This is a genomic window from Bacteroides sp. 1_1_14 (assembly GCF_000162515.1).
GTDB lineage: Bacteria > Bacteroidota > Bacteroidia > Bacteroidales > Bacteroidaceae > Bacteroides > Bacteroides thetaiotaomicron.
Genome location: NZ_GG774704.1, coordinates 206318 through 223534 on the forward strand (window position 1 = coordinate 206318; position 17217 = coordinate 223534).

General features: G+C 46.6%; 11 protein-coding genes. 2 read left to right on the plus strand and 9 right to left on the minus strand.

The window, feature by feature from the left end:
• Positions 1 to 202: 202 nt before the first annotated feature.
• The 7 genes from HMPREF9007_RS16890 to alaS all read right to left on the minus strand — a co-directional run bounded on the left by HMPREF9007_RS16890 (position 203) and on the right by alaS (position 12152).
• Positions 203 to 637: a DUF6078 family protein gene (locus HMPREF9007_RS16890; protein WP_008760904.1), complete on the minus strand. Its 435-nt coding sequence runs from the start codon at positions 635 to 637 to the stop codon at positions 203 to 205.
• Between the two features lie 191 nt (positions 638 to 828).
• Positions 829 to 3099 carry a GH92 family glycosyl hydrolase gene (locus HMPREF9007_RS16885; protein ID WP_008760905.1) on the minus strand — a complete coding sequence of 757 codons (2271 nt, stop codon included), beginning with the start codon at positions 3097 to 3099 and terminating at the stop codon, positions 829 to 831.
• Between the two features lie 23 nt (positions 3100 to 3122).
• Positions 3123 to 5408 (minus strand): GH92 family glycosyl hydrolase, encoded by a 2286-nt coding sequence (locus HMPREF9007_RS16880; RefSeq protein WP_008760906.1) that lies wholly within the window; start codon positions 5406 to 5408, stop codon positions 3123 to 3125.
• 31 nt (positions 5409 to 5439) lie between these two features.
• Positions 5440 to 6450 carry a FecR domain-containing protein gene (locus HMPREF9007_RS16875; protein WP_008760907.1) on the minus strand — a complete coding sequence of 337 codons (1011 nt, stop codon included), beginning with the start codon at positions 6448 to 6450 and terminating at the stop codon, positions 5440 to 5442.
• Positions 6451 to 6487: 37 nt separating this feature from the next.
• A complete protein-coding gene (locus HMPREF9007_RS16870) occupies positions 6488 to 7042 on the minus strand; it encodes an RNA polymerase sigma-70 factor (protein WP_008760908.1) in 555 nt (184 codons plus the stop codon).
• 27 nt (positions 7043 to 7069) lie between these two features.
• Entirely contained in the window at positions 7070 to 9301 is a 2232-nt protein-coding gene (locus HMPREF9007_RS16865) for a GH92 family glycosyl hydrolase (RefSeq protein WP_008760909.1), read from the minus strand.
• Positions 9302 to 9533: 232 nt separating this feature from the next.
• A complete protein-coding gene (gene alaS, locus HMPREF9007_RS16860; RefSeq protein ID WP_008760910.1) occupies positions 9534 to 12152 on the minus strand; it encodes an alanine--tRNA ligase in 2619 nt (872 codons plus the stop codon).
• 107 nt (positions 12153 to 12259) lie between these two features.
• Here alaS and HMPREF9007_RS16855 point away from each other — a divergent pair, with 107 nt between their 5' ends.
• Both HMPREF9007_RS16855 and HMPREF9007_RS16850 read left to right on the plus strand, forming a co-directional pair.
• Positions 12260 to 13228 (plus strand): M23 family metallopeptidase, encoded by a 969-nt coding sequence (locus tag HMPREF9007_RS16855; protein ID WP_008760911.1) that lies wholly within the window; start codon positions 12260 to 12262, stop codon positions 13226 to 13228.
• Positions 13229 to 13249: 21 nt separating this feature from the next.
• Complete coding sequence (locus tag HMPREF9007_RS16850; RefSeq protein WP_008760912.1) at positions 13250 to 13591, plus strand: MerR family transcriptional regulator; 342 nt, start codon at positions 13250 to 13252, stop codon at positions 13589 to 13591.
• Position 13592: 1 nt separating this feature from the next.
• On the opposite strand, the gene HMPREF9007_RS16845 is transcribed toward HMPREF9007_RS16850, so the two are convergent.
• Together HMPREF9007_RS16845 and HMPREF9007_RS16840 are read right to left on the minus strand one after the other, a co-directional pair.
• On the minus strand, positions 13593 to 15836 hold the full coding sequence (locus HMPREF9007_RS16845; protein ID WP_008760913.1) for a RelA/SpoT family protein: 2244 nt from the start codon (positions 15834 to 15836) through the stop codon (positions 13593 to 13595).
• Positions 15837 to 15908: 72 nt separating this feature from the next.
• Positions 15909 to 17204: a lytic transglycosylase domain-containing protein gene (locus HMPREF9007_RS16840; protein WP_008760914.1), complete on the minus strand. Its 1296-nt coding sequence runs from the start codon at positions 17202 to 17204 to the stop codon at positions 15909 to 15911.
• Between the last annotated feature and the right edge of the window lie 13 nt (positions 17205 to 17217).

The following is a 17217-nucleotide window of genomic DNA, read 5'->3' on the forward strand; positions in this document are numbered from 1 at the left end:
TTTGAAAGCCTGGCTCTTTTCTTGTATAAGCTACTATGTCCCTCCCTGTCTCCTCGTAAGGGAACCCTTGTGCCAAGGGCTTGGCACAGTTGTGCCACTACGGTGTCATTGTTGTGCCAAGGGCTTGGCACAGCCGTGCCACCAAATGGTGACAGTTGTGTCTTCTGAGCGTAACAGTAGTATCACTTCGTGTTACTGCCGATCACCAGTCATAATCTTCAACGTATGCATCAAAGTTTTGTAGATGAGTTGCTCCGCAATTCTTGAGGATATTTAATATTCTTTGTTGCTCGGAGGGGGTAAGGAGGCGTTCGCCTTTGCGGATGCGGTAGTAAGTTCTGCGACCAAAATAGCTCATTAAATGTGATATGACAGTTTGCATTTGCTTATAAGGCAAGTCTTCTAACATTCTGATGAATCCCTTAGCATAACGTACTTTGACATTAGAACGATAATAAGGACAATTCCCTTGTTGGGCAGCGAGATGTTTGGGACTGATAATAACCCAGTATTCAATCTTTTCCGGTACACTTTGTGCTGTAAGTAGTCTTAAGCAAGTGTTTGCTTTTGAACATTCCCGATTGAGGCACATTGCGTACTGATAGGGGACTTTGGTAAAGTCAATTTCTTCTTCCATGATTTATAGTTGTTTGTCCGGCAAAAGTAGTGAATACTAACTGAAAAATAGCCTGAAAGTAAACTTCTTTACTTTCAGGCTATCGTTTTTTTTGCCATTATCCGGATAAAGTCTTTCAGAACAGAGAGAAAGTCAGAAAACCGGAAGAAAAAGGGCCTAATATAGGAACGTGAATTTAATCGATGAACTAACTACTGTTCCTTGGAAAAAGAATAAGGCATATCCTCTTCTTTGGTTCCTCTGTTCAGATTCGGTCGATTACTCATGTCTACTTTGATAGTACCTCCCTTGAACAAATCTTCGTGACGCAGATAATTCTTGGTATGATCAGCACCATTGAAGCTCATGGAATCAATATAGAAATTTTCCGTGCTGTTATTGGGCGCGTCGATAACAAGACTATTGCCGTTCTCGAAGTGAAGAGTAGCCTTTTTGAACAGAGGAGTTCCCATCACATATTCGTCCGTTCCAGGGCAAACAGGGTAGAAACCCAGCGCAGAGAACACATACCAGGCAGAAGTTTGTCCGTTGTCTTCGTCTCCGCAGTAACCGTCCGGTCCGGGCGTGTACATTCTGTCCATTACCTGACGTAACCAGTATTGAGCCTTCCACGGTTGTTCCGCATAGTTATAGAGGTAAATCATGTGCTGGATCGGTTGATTGCCATGTGCGTAGTTGCCCATATTCATCACAGTCATTTCACGAATTTCGTGAATTACCTGTCCGTAATAGCTGTCATCAAAAATGGGCGGTACGGCAAATACGGAATCCATCATGGTAACAAACACCTCTTTCCCGCCCATCAGGTCAATAAGACCTTGCGGATCGTGGAAGACAGACCAGGTATAATGCCAGCTATTTCCTTCCGTAAAGGCATCTCCCCATTTCAGCGGTGAGAAAGGAGACTGGAATGTACCGTCTTCGTTGCGACCACGCATCAGCTTGGATTCTTTATCGAAAAGATTCTTGTAATTCATGGCACGTTTGGCAAACAGGTTGATTTCTTTCTTGGGACGTTTCAGCTCTTTTGCCAACCGGTAGATACACCAGTCATCGTATGCATATTCCAAAGTACGGGCGGCGTTCTCGTTGATTTTCACATCGTAGGGTACGTATCCCAGTTTATTATAGTACTCGTATCCCAATCGTCCGGTGGAAGAAACCTCCGGATGTACATTCTCCGTTCCGTGAATCAGTCCTTCATACAGCGTTTTGATATCATCGACTTTTACTCCCTTCATATAAGCGTCCACAAGGATTGATGCGGAGTTATTTCCAACCATACAACCTCTGTGTCCCGGACTTGCCCATTCGGGGAAGAAACCGCTTTCCTTATACGTGTTGATTAATCCTTCCTGCATCTCTTTGTTGACCGACGGGTACATCAGATTCAGCAGCGGAAAGAGGCAGCGGAATGTATCCCAGAAACCGGTATCGGTAAACATATATCCCGGAAGTACCTGCCCGTTATACGGACTGTAATGGATGGGCTGGCCGTTTGCATCCAATTCATAGAACTTGCGCGGGAATAGCAGCGAACGATACAGGCAGGAGTAGAATGTACGGTACTGATCCAGATTACCGCCTTCTACTTCTATTTTACCCAGTACTTGATTCCAGGCATCTTTTCCTTTTTGGGCGAGTTGTTCTATGTTATCTTTGCCCAGTTCGTTCATATTAGCAGCAGCCTGCTCAAAGCTGATAAAAGAAGAGGCGATACGTGCATTCACCTGCTCCCCTTTGCGGGTTTTGAATCCGATGATCGCTCCGGCATGGTCGGTCATCTGTTCCGCTACGTTCTCTTGCAGATTTCCATTCTCTACCGTGGCCTTATAGGTGAAAGGTTTGTCGAACTCGATGATAAAGTAGTTCTTGAAGTTTTCAGGAACACCACCGCTGTTGCGTGTCGTATAACCGATTATCTTATTCTCTTCCGGAAGAATCTTGATGTAAGAACCTTTGTCGAAGGCATCTACGACCACATAAGAATGATCATTCTCCGGGAAAGTGAAACGAAAAAGCACGGCACGTTCCGTCGGTGTCATTTCGGTGACTATATCGTGTTCTGCCAGGTATACTTTGTAGTAGTAAGGAGTTGCCACTTCTCCTTTATGTGCAAACCAGCTTGCCCGTTTCTCTTCGTCAAACAACGGTTGGCCCACTATCGGCATAATCGAGAACTGACCATAATCATTGATCCACGGACTGGGCTGGTGTGTCTGTTTGAACCCGCGGATTTTGTTGGCGGTATAGGTATATTGCCATCCGTCTCCCATTTTGCCTGTCTGTGGAGTCCAGAAGTTCATACCCCAGGGACGGGCAATAGCCGGATAAGTATTACCTGTTGATAACTCAAAAGTAGACTGGGAACCCATCAGCGGATTGACATACTGCGTCCAGTCTTTGGCTTGGGACAATAGCGTACAACTAAGTACACAAGCTATCAATAAGAGTCTTTTCATGATTAGTAATGGTTTTTATATGATTATTGAGAAGAGTTGTTACTTCCCCATTGTGTAGGATGGTCAGTCATTTTGATCTCCATGATTCCGCCTGCTACAATGTCCTGATGTCCGAAGAATGGCGTGTCCAGAGCTTTGCCGTTCAGCAATACGCTTTCGATGTATTTGTTGCTTTTGGAGTTGTTCTTCACCACGATGCTGAATGTCTTTTCACTGGGGAGATTGATCACAGCTTTGTCGAAAGCCGGACGTCCGATAGAATACACCGGTTTGCCCGGGCATACCTGATAGAATCCCATCGAGTTGAGTATGTACCATGCCGACATCTGTCCGCAGTCTTCATTGCCGGACAACCCGTCGACGTTGTTGGCATACTGGCTCCGGTAGACACTGTCCACTAATTCCTGCGTTCTCCACGGACGATTCACATAGTTGTACAGATGAATCACGTGATGACTCGGCTCATTGCCATGTGCATACTGACCGATCAGTCCGCTGATATCAGCCGAGGTGGTTTCTCCGTCCAGACTCGAATCGACTGTAAACAGCGAATCCAGCTTTTCTACAAAAGCCTCCTCGCCTCCCATCAGTTTTACAAGTCCTTCCACATCGTGCGGAACAAACCAGGTCCACTGCCAGGCGGTTCCTTCGCAATAGTCATCGCTACGGTGAGTGGAGGCACGCGGGTTGAATGGGGTGCGCCATTCGCCATTCGAATCCAGTCCGCGCATGAAGCGGGTCGATTTGTCGAAATAGAACTCGTAGGCTTTGGCGAAACGTTCATACTTTGCTTTGTTTTCGAAGTCGTTCATTGCTTCGGCAAAGATGGAGATACACCAGTCGTCGTAGGCATATTCCAGCGCTTTGGCTACAGATTCATTTTCGCGGTCGCAGGGGATGTAGCCGATGGCGTTTTTATAATACTTCGCTTTGGGCATCAGATGCGGCAGCACCAGATCGGGGCATTTGATGCCTGTAGTGTCATATTCGGCTGCCCGTAGACTGGCTTTATATGCTTCGTGAGCATCAAAATTGCGGTAACCTTTCATATAGGCATCCACGATAACGGGGACCGCATGATATCCGATCATCGTTCCAGTGTAGTTGGAAGCCAGATCCCACATTGGGTATATTCCGCCTTCCTGATGTTTCCTGATCAGTGAATTGATGAACTGATTGTTCAGATTCGGGTCGATGATCGTCATCAGCGGGTGCAGTGCACGGAAAGTATCCCACAGGGAGAAGACAGTATACAGCGGATTAATGGTATCTCCCTGATGTACTTCGAGATCCATGCCGAGATAGCGTCCGTCCGCATCCGTAAACAGGTTCGGGCTGATGGCCGTATGATACAGAGCGGTATAGAAAATGGTTTTATCTTCTTTATCGGAAGTGGTGATGTCTATTTTAGACAGATAATTATTCCAGGCAGTGCGGGCATCTTTTCGTACCTTGTCGAAGTTCCATTCGGGAATTTCGGATTCCACATTCTTGCGTGCGCCGGCGATATCGACGGCGGATACACCCACTTTTACCAGTACTTCTTCGTCTTTCTTTGTATTAAAGTGCAGTACGGCTTTGCATACAGGCAGGCGTTTGCCGTTGTCCATTGTGACAGAGTCGGTGATGAGGGTATATGCGAACGGTTTGGAAAACTTGGCGTAGAAGTTAATATACTGGTCGAAAGCCCAGTAAGTCGTCTTCTTATGTCCGCAGATTTCCGTGTCACTGATAACTTCGATTTCCATCTCGTAGTTGGTCTGCCGTTGCAAGCTGTAGTCCAGATCGATGATAAATCCGGATTCTGTGCTTTCGGGGAAAGTGTAGCGGTGGATGGCGCCGCGTTTGGTAGCTGTGATTTCCGCTTTTACCTGATAGGTGTCGAGGAAGACGGAGTAATATCCGGGTTCCGCAGTCTCATTCTCGTGCGAGAAAGCAGAGGCGTAAGCCAGTTTCTGGCTTTCCGGATCAGTTGTCAGATACTGCGGTTTGCCGACAATCGGCATCAGTAATACATCTCCGTAGTCGCAACAGCCTGTACCGCTGACGTGGGTATGCGAAAAACCGTTGATCGTGTTGTCATCGTAATAATAACCGGAGCAGGCGTCCCAGCCGTCGATCCGGGTGTCCGGACTGGGCTGGATCATACCGTGCGGAACTACGGCTCCGGGGAAAGTATGTCCATGTCCGCCGGTGCCTATGAAAGGATTGACATAAGCACTATAATCTTTTACACTGGGGGACTCTGTGCAGGAGTTGAGCATTATAAATCCTCCGAAACATCCTATCAGAAGTGTCTTTAATTTCATGTCGTTTATTAGTTTAAGTTTAACACAGGACTCATTTTTTATCTGAAGAGATAAAGATGTTGTTTCCTACGATTTTATATTCAATAGGTATGGAATTCTGCAAGGATTTCAATACCGATTCGATGGTTGATTTTTTCTTCAATACACCCGAATATGTTTTGTCCGACCGAATGTCAGGAGACAGAATGATTTTCACGTCGTAGAAGCGTTCCAGTGCTTTGGTGATGGTAAATATGTTTGCTTTATTGAATGGTATCAGATTGTCACGCCATACAGCATCCAGTTTCGCATCGACCTGTTTCACCGTCAGCCGTCCGCTGTTTCTGTTCAGTTCGGCACGCTGACCGGGGGCGAGGACAATTTGTCCTTCGTCCTTGTTGCCTTTCACTTCGATTTCTCCTTCGATCAAGGTCGCTTCGGCTATCCGGCAACGTTTGTCGCACTTGAAGTTGAAAGTGGTTCCCAGTACACGTACGCGCATAGCGTCGCTTTCTACCGTGAATGGTTTATGGCGGTTTTTGGTTACTTCGAAATAGGCTTCTCCGTCTAGATACACATTACGTTCTTTTTCGGAGAATTCGCGCGGGTACTTCAGCATGGCGGCATTGTTCAGCCAGACTTTCGTCCCGTCCGGCAAGACAACTTCTTTCACGATGCCTTCATTGGCAACGGCTACCAGCATCTGATGCTCCGGTCGGTTGTAGAACCAATATCCGGCTCCTCCGCCCATTAGTAAAGCGACGGCAAGGATGGCCGCATACCTCATCCAGCGACGCATATGCAGTACTTTATCTTTCTTCTTTTTCTCTTGCGACAGTTGTTTATAAAGCCTTTTTTCCGCATTAGCCATTCTCTGTTCATCGGCATAATGGTCGAATTTACCCAGATGATAAATTTCTTCCATGCGGAACAACTGGCGGGCATTTTCGTCCGATTCGCTGATCCAGGCATTCACCTCGATCAGCTCTTCTTCAGAACACTGACCAGTCAGATATCTGTTTATTATTTCTTCGCTCAGATTTCTCATTTTCTTTTCCTTCATATAAGTAATACAATTGAAAACCCAAAAACACTTATCTTTAATCCAATAAAAATAAGAGGAGAATGAACCAAAGATGTCCGAGACGATTTCGCAGGAACTTCAATGCCTTATACATATGTGCCTCTACCGTGCGGAGTGAAACTCCCAGTACATCGGCTATCTCCTTATTTTTCATGTCGTGCAGATAGCTGAGCTTGAAAACTTCTTTGCACTTGTCCGGAAGCTCATTGATTGCATCGTGAATCTCTTTCCGCAATTCCCGGTCTTCGATCTTGCGGATCACTTCGTTGTTGTCCGGCTGATAAAACTCTGCACGCCTCCGGTTTATCTCTTCCATGGCGGCGCAATAGCCATCTTCTACATTACGATGTTTCAATACGTTAAGGGCACGTGTATAGACAGCACGATAGAGGAAAGCCTGAATCTGCTCTCCTATCTCTATGCTGTCTTTTCGTTTCCAAAGCTCTACGAACACGTCCTGCACTACATCCTCCGCCTCTTCTTCTCCTACCAGTCGGGTGGCATAGAATATCAGGCTGGGGTAGTACCTGCGGAATAGAGCTTTGTAGGTTAAGTCGAAGTTTTCATCCATTTTTCCGATAGATTAGTTTAGGTGGACCTACTGGGTTTGTTCTTCAAATTCGACTTCCACTAAGGGAGTATTCCCCATTTCAAATTCGACGGTGGCACCGCTCATAATCTGTTCATGGGTAAGGTAGGTCTTGTTGTACGGTTGACCGTCTACTTTGATAGATTGAATGTAAATATTCTCTTTGCTCACTTTGGGGGCAAGTACTGTAAATGTCTTTCCGTTAGCCAGATGCAACTTCATCTCCGGGAACAGGGGAGTACCGATTTCATACTTTCCGCTGACCGGATTGACAGGATAGAATCCCATTGCGCTGAATACGTACCAGGCAGACATTTGTCCGCAGTCTTCGTTTCCGCAAAGACCGGCAGGCTCGTTCTTGTAAAGCTCGTTCATTACTTTGGCAACGTATTTCTGTGTCAGGTTCTGTTGTCCTACGGCATTGAAGAGATAGATTACGTGGTGGCTCGGCTCATTGCCGTGCGCATATTGCCCGATCATTCCCGTACTGAAGATGGGAAGTTCCTCGTCGGCTGCCGGATGGTAGGTAAACATACTGTCCAGTTTCTCTGCAAAGCGGCTTGTGCCTCCTGTGAGATCAATCAGACCGTCTATGTCATGCTGCACGGACCAAAAGTATTGCCAGCCGTTACTTTCGCAGATATGCGGAGTGTATTCGTCGGCTTTGAAGTCTTTGATAAAGTTTCCTTTATCGTCACGCGGCTGCATGAACGAAGTGGCCGGGTTGTAAACATTCTTGTAGTTATGAGAACGTTTGTAGAATTCGTCCGCTATCTCCTTCTTACCCATCTTGTTCGCCATCTCAGCGATGCAGTAATCGTCAAATGCATATTCCAGTGTTTTGGACAGTGACCAATTTTCGGCATTGTAATGATCTGTCACATTGTAAGGAATATAGCCTAATTGCTTGTATAGCCCGATGCCCCGGTAGTTATCCAAGTTGGCGGTAGCTACGCAGGCGGCCAGTGCTTTCTCCGCATCAAAGTTGCCTATACCTTTCAGATAAGCGTCTACAATCACGGGAACGGCATGATAGCCGATCATCATATCGGTTTCACTCCCGTAGAAGTTCCATACGGGCAGGCGTCCGTTCTGTTCAAAGAAGGCAATGAAGGATTTTACCATGTCGTTGACACGTTCCGGTTCGGTATATGTAAAAAGGGGATGGGCGGCACGGTAGGTATCCCAAAGGGAGAAAGTGCTGTAATTCACCCAGCCGTCACTCTGATGTACTTTTTTGTCGGGACCGTAATAGGCTCCGTCTACGTCACTGTAAATCGTAGGTGCGATCATCGAGTGGTACAGAGCTGTATAAAAGTTTACTTTATCATCTTGATTGTTACTCTCGACTTCGATCTTTCCCAGTTGGCGGTTCCAGTTTGCTTTTGTTTCTGCCAGATACTTGTCGAAGTCATTTTCGGGCACTTCGGCTTGCAGGTTCTTGGCTGCGCCTTCCATGCTGACGCCGGAAATGGCGGTATTGACGAGAATCTGTTCTCCTTCTTCGGTATGGAAGTCAAAACGTGCGATGACAGCCGTACCGATGTGTTGCTTGTCTTTGATAATGGCAGTCGTATCCAGTTCTACCTTGTCGAAAGGCTTGGAGAAGCGGGTGCGGAAGTAGATTCGCTGGTCGTGTGCCCAGCCGTCGGAGTAACGGTATCCTTGAATCGTCACAGAGTCCACTACCTCGATGTGCGAATCGTTCGTGAAGTCCCAGTTCATGGCTTTCTTCAGATTCAGGAAGATGGCGGCTTCGGCTTTGGGGAAGGTGTATCGCTGGATGCCACAACGTTCGGTTGCGGTCAGTTCCACGTTGATATGGTAGTCTTTCAGACATACTTGATAGTAGCCTGCATAGGCACTCTCTTCATCGTGAGAAAACTTGGAGTAGATGCCCAGCGGCGCTTCTGCCTCTTTATAGGGCAGTGTGACCGGCATAAAAGAGATGTCGTACAAGTCGCCTGCACCTGTTCCCGAAAGGTGGGTATGGCTGAAGCCGGCGATGGTGCTGTCCGGATAAAAATAGCCGGAGATGCGGTCCCATCCCGGAAGTCCGTTGTCCGGGCTGAGCTGCACCATACCGAAGGGGGCTTGTGCGCCGGGATAAGTGTTTCCTGTGAAATCGGTGCCAATAAAAGGATTTACATACAATGTGTAATCAATTTCAGCTTGTGTCTGTTTGGTGTTGCAGGATGCAAAAATACAAACGATTAGAAGTAGGTAAATAGGTGTTTTCATCGGTGTACGGGTATTGGTGATTACTTATTTTATTATTTGAAGGATAAGAAAAATAATTAATCTGTTTACAAAGGTAGGAAAAAGTTGTGATAATTGAGTTTATATCACGAATATTTTTGGCAGGAGGCTGATTAGTTGCTGTTGACACTGGAATCTGAAATAAAAAACCGTGCCTTAAAGTGCGGGTGACTTTAAGACACGGTTCTTGTATTGGATGTATGTTACTGCTTTCTTAGATACCTGCGAGTTCCAGTACCTTTTCGATAGCGGCATTCAGTCCGTCTGTATTCTTGCCTCCGGCAGTAGCGAAGTGAGGTTGACCGCCTCCGCCGCCTTGAATCAGTTTGGCTGCTTCTTTCACCAGGTTACCTGCTTTCAAGCCACCGGCCACCAGATTATCGCTCAGCATGACGGTCAGCATAGGCTTGCCGTTGTCGAGGCTTCCGGCCACAAAGAACAGGTTTTCTGTGATTTCGCCGCGAAGCTGGAAAGCGATATTCTTCACCACTTCCGCTGGCAACGGAGCACAGAACTTGATTACCTTGATACCGTGAATTTCCTGTATATTCTTCAGCAGTCTTTCTTTCAGAGAGGCTTCTTTCTCTTTCATGTAGTCTTCTACCTGCTTTTTCAGTCCTGCGTTTTCCTCAATATACTTGCGGATGGCAATACCCAGGTCGGGTGCGTTGTTGAAGAGTGATTTCAATTCACTGATCGTATCCTGAATGGTATCCAGCATTTCTTCGACACGGGCTCCCGTATATGCTTCGATACGGCGTACACCGGCTGCAACAGAGCTTTCGGAAATGATCTTCACCATACCGATATTTCCGGTTGCGGCTACGTGGATACCTCCACAGAATTCGATAGAAGAACCGAACTGGATCACACGTACTCTTTCACCGTACTTTTCACCGAAGAGGGCGATAGCTCCCAGCTCTTTCGCTTCCTCGATAGGAATGTTGCGGTATTCCTTCAAAGGTATGTTGGCACGAATCTTGGCATTCACCAGGTGTTCTACCTGGCGGATTTCTTCGTCGGTCACCTTCTGGAAGTGAGAGAAGTCGAAACGTAGTGAATCCGGTGTTACTAACGAACCTTTCTGCTCGATGTGCTTGCCCAGTACTTCGCGCAGGGCAGAGTCCAGCAGGTGAGTTGCCGAGTGATTGGCTGCGCAGGCTGCCCGTTTGTCGGTGTCTACACAAGCCATCATCGGAGCTTCCGGATGTTCCGGCAGTTTTTTGGTAATATGTATCGGTAGATTGTTCTCTTTCTTGGTGTCGATCACTTCGATGGTCTCGAATTCGCTGACCAATACACCGGTGTCGCCTACCTGACCACCACTTTCTGCATAGAATGGAGTACAGTCAAGTACGATCTGATACAGTGTCTGGTTTTTCTGCTTGATCTGACGATAGCGGAGAATAGATGCTTCGTATTCAGTATAGTCGTAACCTACGAATTCGGTTGTTCCTTCTCTCAGAGTCACCCAGTCACCGGTTTCGATGGCGGCAGCGTTACGTGCACGCTGTTTCTGCTGTTGCATTTCCGTGTTGAACTCTTCGATGTTGACTGTCATTCCGTTTTCACGAAGAATCAGTTCTGTCAGGTCTAACGGAAAACCGAAAGTATCATATAAGGTAAAGGCATCTTTACCGCTGATTTCTGTCTTTCCGGCGGCCTTTGTATCTCCCATTGTTTTATCCAGCAGACGGATACCTGTTTCCAACGTGCGAAGGAAGGCTTCTTCTTCTTCCTTGATTACTTTTTCGATCAGACCTTTCTGTGCGATCAGTTCCGGATAAGCGTCTCCCATGTTGTCGATCAACACCGGAAGCAGCTTGTACATGAATGACTGTTTCTGTCCGAGGAAAGTATATCCGTAGCGAACGGCGCGGCGGAGGATACGGCGGATTACATAACCTGCCTTGGCATTGGAAGGCAGCTGACCGTCCGTAATGGAGAAAGCAATCGTACGGATGTGGTCAGCGATTACACGCATGGCGATGTCCTGCTGTTTGTCTTTTCCGTACTCTGTGCCTGACATTGCTGCAATCGCTTTCAGCATCGGCTGGAATACGTCTGTATCGTAGTTGGAAGTCTTGCCCTGCAAAGCCATACAGAGGCGTTCGAATCCCATACCTGTATCGATAACCTTTGCAGGAAGTGGTTCGAGGCTGCCGTCAGCTTTACGGTTATATTGCATGAACACAAGGTTCCATATTTCAATCACTTGGGGATGATCGTGGTTGACGAGATCACGGCCGGAGATTTTGGCACGTTCTTCTGCCGGACGGAGGTCGATGTGGATTTCCGAACAAGGTCCGCAAGGGCCTGTATCACCCATTTCCCAGAAGTTGTCGTGCTTGTTGCCGTTGATGATGTGATCTTTCGGCAGATACTGTTCCCAGTAAGAAGCGGCTTCGTCGTCACGGCTCAGTCCTTCTTCGGGGCTTCCTTCGAATACAGTGGCGTACAGGTGTTCCGGATTCAGTTTCAATACTTCTACCAGATATTCCCATGCCCAGTTGATGGCTTCTTTCTTGAAGTAGTCACCGAATGACCAGTTGCCCAGCATTTCGAACATGGTGTGGTGGTACGTATCGTGTCCCACTTCTTCCAGGTCATTATGCTTTCCGCTTACACGCAGACATTTCTGAGAGTCCGCGACTCTGTGGTATTTGGCCGGGTGGTTACCCAAAATAATATCTTTAAACTGGTTCATCCCTGCGTTGGTAAACATCAGGGTAGGGTCATCTTTTATCACCATCGGAGCCGAGGGAACAATGTGGTGTCCTTTCGACTCAAAGAAATTCTTGAATGAATCTCTGATCTCTTTTGCAGTCAACATATTCTTCTATATATCTATTGTTGAGGTTAATATTCTCAAAAAACTGTGCAAAGATAGCTTGTTTTTATTACTTTTGCCGTATTAACAAGCGAAATATTTCCAAAAAGATGCGCAAAGTTTACTACATCTACAATCCAAGGACGCAGACTTATGACCGAATTTACCCTACCGTACGGCAGCGTGCACTTAGCATTCTGCGCCGGCTTTTTATCGGTATGGGACTTGGAGCCGGATGCTTCATCGTCTTGCTTCTAGTGTTCGGATCGCCTTCGGAGAAGGAGCTGCGAATCGAAAATAGCCGTCTTTTGGCGCAATATAATGTACTTTCCCGCCGTCTGGATGATGCGATGGGGGTGCTGCAGGATATTCAGCAGCGTGACGATAACCTGTATCGGGTGATTCTGCAAGCTGATCCTGTTTCGCCGGCTATCCGTCAGGCAGGTTTTGGAGGTACGAACCGGTATGAGGAGCTGATGGATCTGGCAAACTCCAAGCTGGTGGTAAATACGACCCAAAAGCTGGATGTACTGTCCAAACAACTTTATATCCAGTCCAAATCTTTCGATGACGTGGTGGATATGTGTAAGAATCATGATGAAATGCTGAAATGTATTCCGGCTATCCAGCCTATCTCCAATAAAGACCTTCGCAAGACTGCTTCCGGATACGGAACACGTATTGATCCGATTTACGGTACGACGAAGTTTCATTCGGGAATGGACTTCTCCGCTCATCCGGGAACGGATGTCTATGCGACCGGTGACGGTACAGTGGTAAAAGTAGGATGGGAAACCGGATATGGCAATACGATTGAGATTGACCATGGCTTCGGTTATCTGACTCGGTACGCTCACTTACAGAGCTATAACACGAAAGTCGGGAAAAAGGTGGTACGTGGCGAGGTGATTGGAAAAGTGGGAAGTACAGGTAAGAGCACCGGTCCTCATCTTCACTATGAGGTACACGTGAAGGGAAAGGTTGTGAATCCTGTCAACTATTACTTCATGGACTTGAGTGCGGAAGATTATGAGAAGATGATTCAACTAGCCGCCAATCACGGTAAAGTGTTCGATTAATCTCTTAAAACAACGATTTCTATGCTGAATACGGACAAAGAACTAAAATTATATTACTCCATAGCCGAAGTGGCCGATATGTTTGGAGTCAATGCATCCTTGCTTCGTTTTTGGGAGAAGGAGTTCCCGCAGATTTCTCCCAGGACAACGGGGAGGGGGATACGTCAGTATCGAAAGGAGGATGTGGAAACGATTGGTCTGATCTATCATCTGGTGAAGGAGAAAGGTCTGACGCTTCCCGGTGCCCGTCAACGGTTGAAGGATAATAAGGAAGCCACGGTTCGCAATTACGAAATTGTGAACCGTCTGAAAGGTATTAAGGAAGAGCTTCTGGCTATCAAGAAAGAACTGGACGGACGATAAATTATTCCTCCACCCGGTTCACCTGTTTGATGTTTTGAATCTTCTTCAGATTATTACAGATTGTCTTTACATCTTCCACATCGTGTACCCATAGCTGAATCTTTCCTTCGAATATCCCGTCATTCGTTTCAATGGCAAGTTTACGGATGTTCACGTTGAGCTGTCTGGAAATGACCTGAGTCACTTCATTCAGAAGTCCCATGCTGTCTATACCTCTTAAATAGATATATACGAGGAAAGAAAGTTCTTTGTGAGTATCCCATTCGGTCGCTAATATACGGTTACCATAGCTGCTTTTCAGCTTGGCAGCAACAGGGCACTGGCGTTTATGAATAATAATGCGGTCGTTTTCATCAACGTAACCCAAAACATCATCACCGGGAATCGGATGACAACATTCGGCCATGATGTATTTCTTTTGCAGGCTTTCTTCGGTCAGTTTAAGAATCTCTTTCGGATTGATCTTTTCTTTTTCCTGCGGTTCTTTCTCTTCCGGTTTTTCCTTGTTGCTGTTCCCGAAGGAGAACGTCAGGTATTTCTTCCAGTTGCTGGTTTGCTTTTCTCTCAGCTCGTTCTTGTCCGCTTCTCCCAAAGTAATGGCTTTGCTGCCGATAGCGGCCAGTAACTCTTCTTCATTCTTGAAGTTGTGAAATTTACGCAACTTCTCGATGACAGCTTCTTCCGGACGTATTTCTTCCTTCTTCAGAAACTCGTTGAGTAGCTCTTCGCCAATTTTCTGATTCGCTTTCCGTTCTTTGCGAAGAATCGCTGCGATCTTGGCACGGGCACGGGCAGTCGTTGCAAATACCTCCCATTGCGGTTGTACACGTTGGGATTTGGAGGTCAATATTTCAACCTGATCTCCACTTTGCAGTTTATGGCTTAGCGGCACCAGTTTATGATTGACCTTGGCGCCGATACAATGGCTACCGATATCTGTGTGCAGTGAGAAGGCAAAATCCAGTGCCGTAGAGTTTTGTGGCATTGTCTTTAACTCTCCCTTCGGAGTGAACACGAAGATTTCGGAAGCAAACAGGTTCAGTTTGATCGTATCCAAAAAGTCGATTGCGTCCGGTTGCGGATCATCCAGTATCTCTTTAATGGTTTTCAGCCATTTCTCCAGTTCACCTTCGTCTTCGCTGCCTCCTCCTTCTTTATATTTCCAGTGGGCGGCAAAGCCTTGTTCTGCAACATCGTTCATCCGTTCGCTGCGAATCTGTACCTCGATCCATTGTCCGTTGTTTCCCATCAGGGTGACGTGCAATGCTTGGTAACCATTCGCCTTCGGGTGGCTTACCCAGTCGCGTAGGCGGTCGGGATGAGGCTTGTATATCTTGGAAATGGAGACATAGATGTCGAAACAGTCGTTGAGCTCTTCTTCCACGTTGCGTGGTTCGAAGATGATGCGGACAGCGAGCAAGTCATAAATCTCCTCGAACGGGACGTGTTTGGTCTGCATCTTGTTCCAGATGGAGTAGATCGATTTCACACGTGCCAAAATCCGGTATTTCAGCCCCATCTTATCCAGCTGGGTGCGGATCGGAGCTGTGAAGTCGTTGAATACTTTGTCGCGTTCGGCGGCGGTAGCATTCAGCTTTTCTTCTATCTCGGCATATTCTTCGGGGTGTTCATATTTGAAGCTGAGGTTTTCAAGCTCTGTTTTTATCTTGTACAGACCTAGGCGGTTGGCTAACGGGGCATAGATGTAGAGAGTTTCTCCTGCTATCTTATATTGCTTGTTGGGCAGCATGGAACCCAGCGTGCGCATATTGTGCAAGCGGTCGGCTATTTTGATCAGGATAACTCGGATATCGTTCGACATGGTGAGCAGTAACTTCTTGAAGTTCTCTGCCTGTGCCGAAGCACGGTCACCGAAGATCCCTCCGGAGATTTTGGTCAGTCCGTCTACAATCTGGGCAATCTTCGGTCCAAAGATATTTTCGATGTCTTCTACCGTGTAATCAGTGTCTTCTACTACGTCGTGCAGCAGTGCCGCACAGATAGAAGTAGAACCAAGACCAATTTCGTTACATACTATTTGTGCAACGGCAATCGGGTGCATGATATAAGGTTCGCCGGATCGGCGTTTGATTCCTTTGTGTGCCTGATTAGCGAAGTTGAAAGCTTTTGTGATGATTTCAACTCGTTTGCGATGTTTAGTATGGAGATAATCATTCAGAAGTTCCTGGAACGCCTGATTGATCATCTCTTCATCTGCTATTTCTTTGGGGGTTATATTATCCATATTCGTTATCCTTTCATTCGCTTATTTTTGCAAAAATAAGCAAATTTCCGAATGAAGCAAGCGGGAAGTCATTTATTTGTAGATTTTCAATTGTTTTCCTGCTGCGATTCTGGTGTTCGACATACCGTTCCACTGCTGTATATCTCTGACACGTACGCCTAGCTTTTCGGCAATCGATGAAAGAGTGTCTCCACTTTTTATCTTATAATAAGTTAATTTTCCTTTACCGGCAACAGCGCTCGTCTGTCTGCGGGTGGTTGGAGTTACTTCTTTCACGGCAACGGTTTTGCGGTTGCGAAATAGCTCGTCGGCACGGTGTGCGTAGATCGTATCTTGCTTGTCAATAAACGTACTGATGGCGCCTTGTGGTAAACGTAATGTACAAGGTTTGGTCGTGCCGGGAATCACTTGTTTCTTGTATTGGGGATTCAGGCTCTTCACTTCCTCCAACGGAACATTGCAAAGTTCGGCAATCTGCTCGAAATGCAGGTTTTTAGTGACTTGCACCGTATCTGTGCTTGCCGGAATGTTTGTTTCCATCGGACAGATGTTGTGGTCGCAATAGTATGTCATCACGTAGTTGGCTGCAATGAAAGCAGGTACGTATCCGCGTGTCTCTTTGGGCAGCAGGTTATAGATTTTCCAGTAATCCGTTTCGCCTCCGGCGCGGCGGATTGCCTTGTTGATTGTACCTGGGCCGCAGTTATAGGCTGCGATAACCAGATTCCAGTCTCCATAAATATCGTACATCTCTTTCAGATAACGGGCGGCAGCCCAGGTTGCTTTGATCGGGTCGCGGCGTTCGTCTATCAGACTATTGGATTCAAGACCGTAAATCTTTCCTGTTCCAATCATGAATTGCCACAGTCCCGAAGCGCCGGCACGTGACACAGCCGAAGGATTCAGTGCAGATTCGATAATCGGCAGGTACTTCAGTTCCAGAGGAAGTCCGTAAGCGTCCAATGCTTCTTCGAAAATAGGCATATAGAAATTGCAGGCGCTCAGCATGAATGAAACCTGATTGCGCAGGCGACCCGCGTACATATCGATGAATTTGCGTACAATGTCATTATAAGGCATCTCCATGACAGCCGGAATACGTGAAAGGCGGTCAATGTAGACAGAATCACTGAATAAAGGATTCACTTCCGCCGTACTGCAATCTTTGCCTAAATCAATATAGTTTTTAGCTTTCCAGTCGTTCAGCAGACTGTCGAGCGGGTAAGTCATACTTTTTGGAAGATCGATGCTTTCTTTGCGTTCGGTTCCGTTTTCACGAATAACTACATCTACACTTTGAGCTTTTACCTGTGTGGTTGCCAACAGGAAAAGGAAAATAATCGAACAATAGTTTTCTAATTTCTTCATGCTTTAATTATAA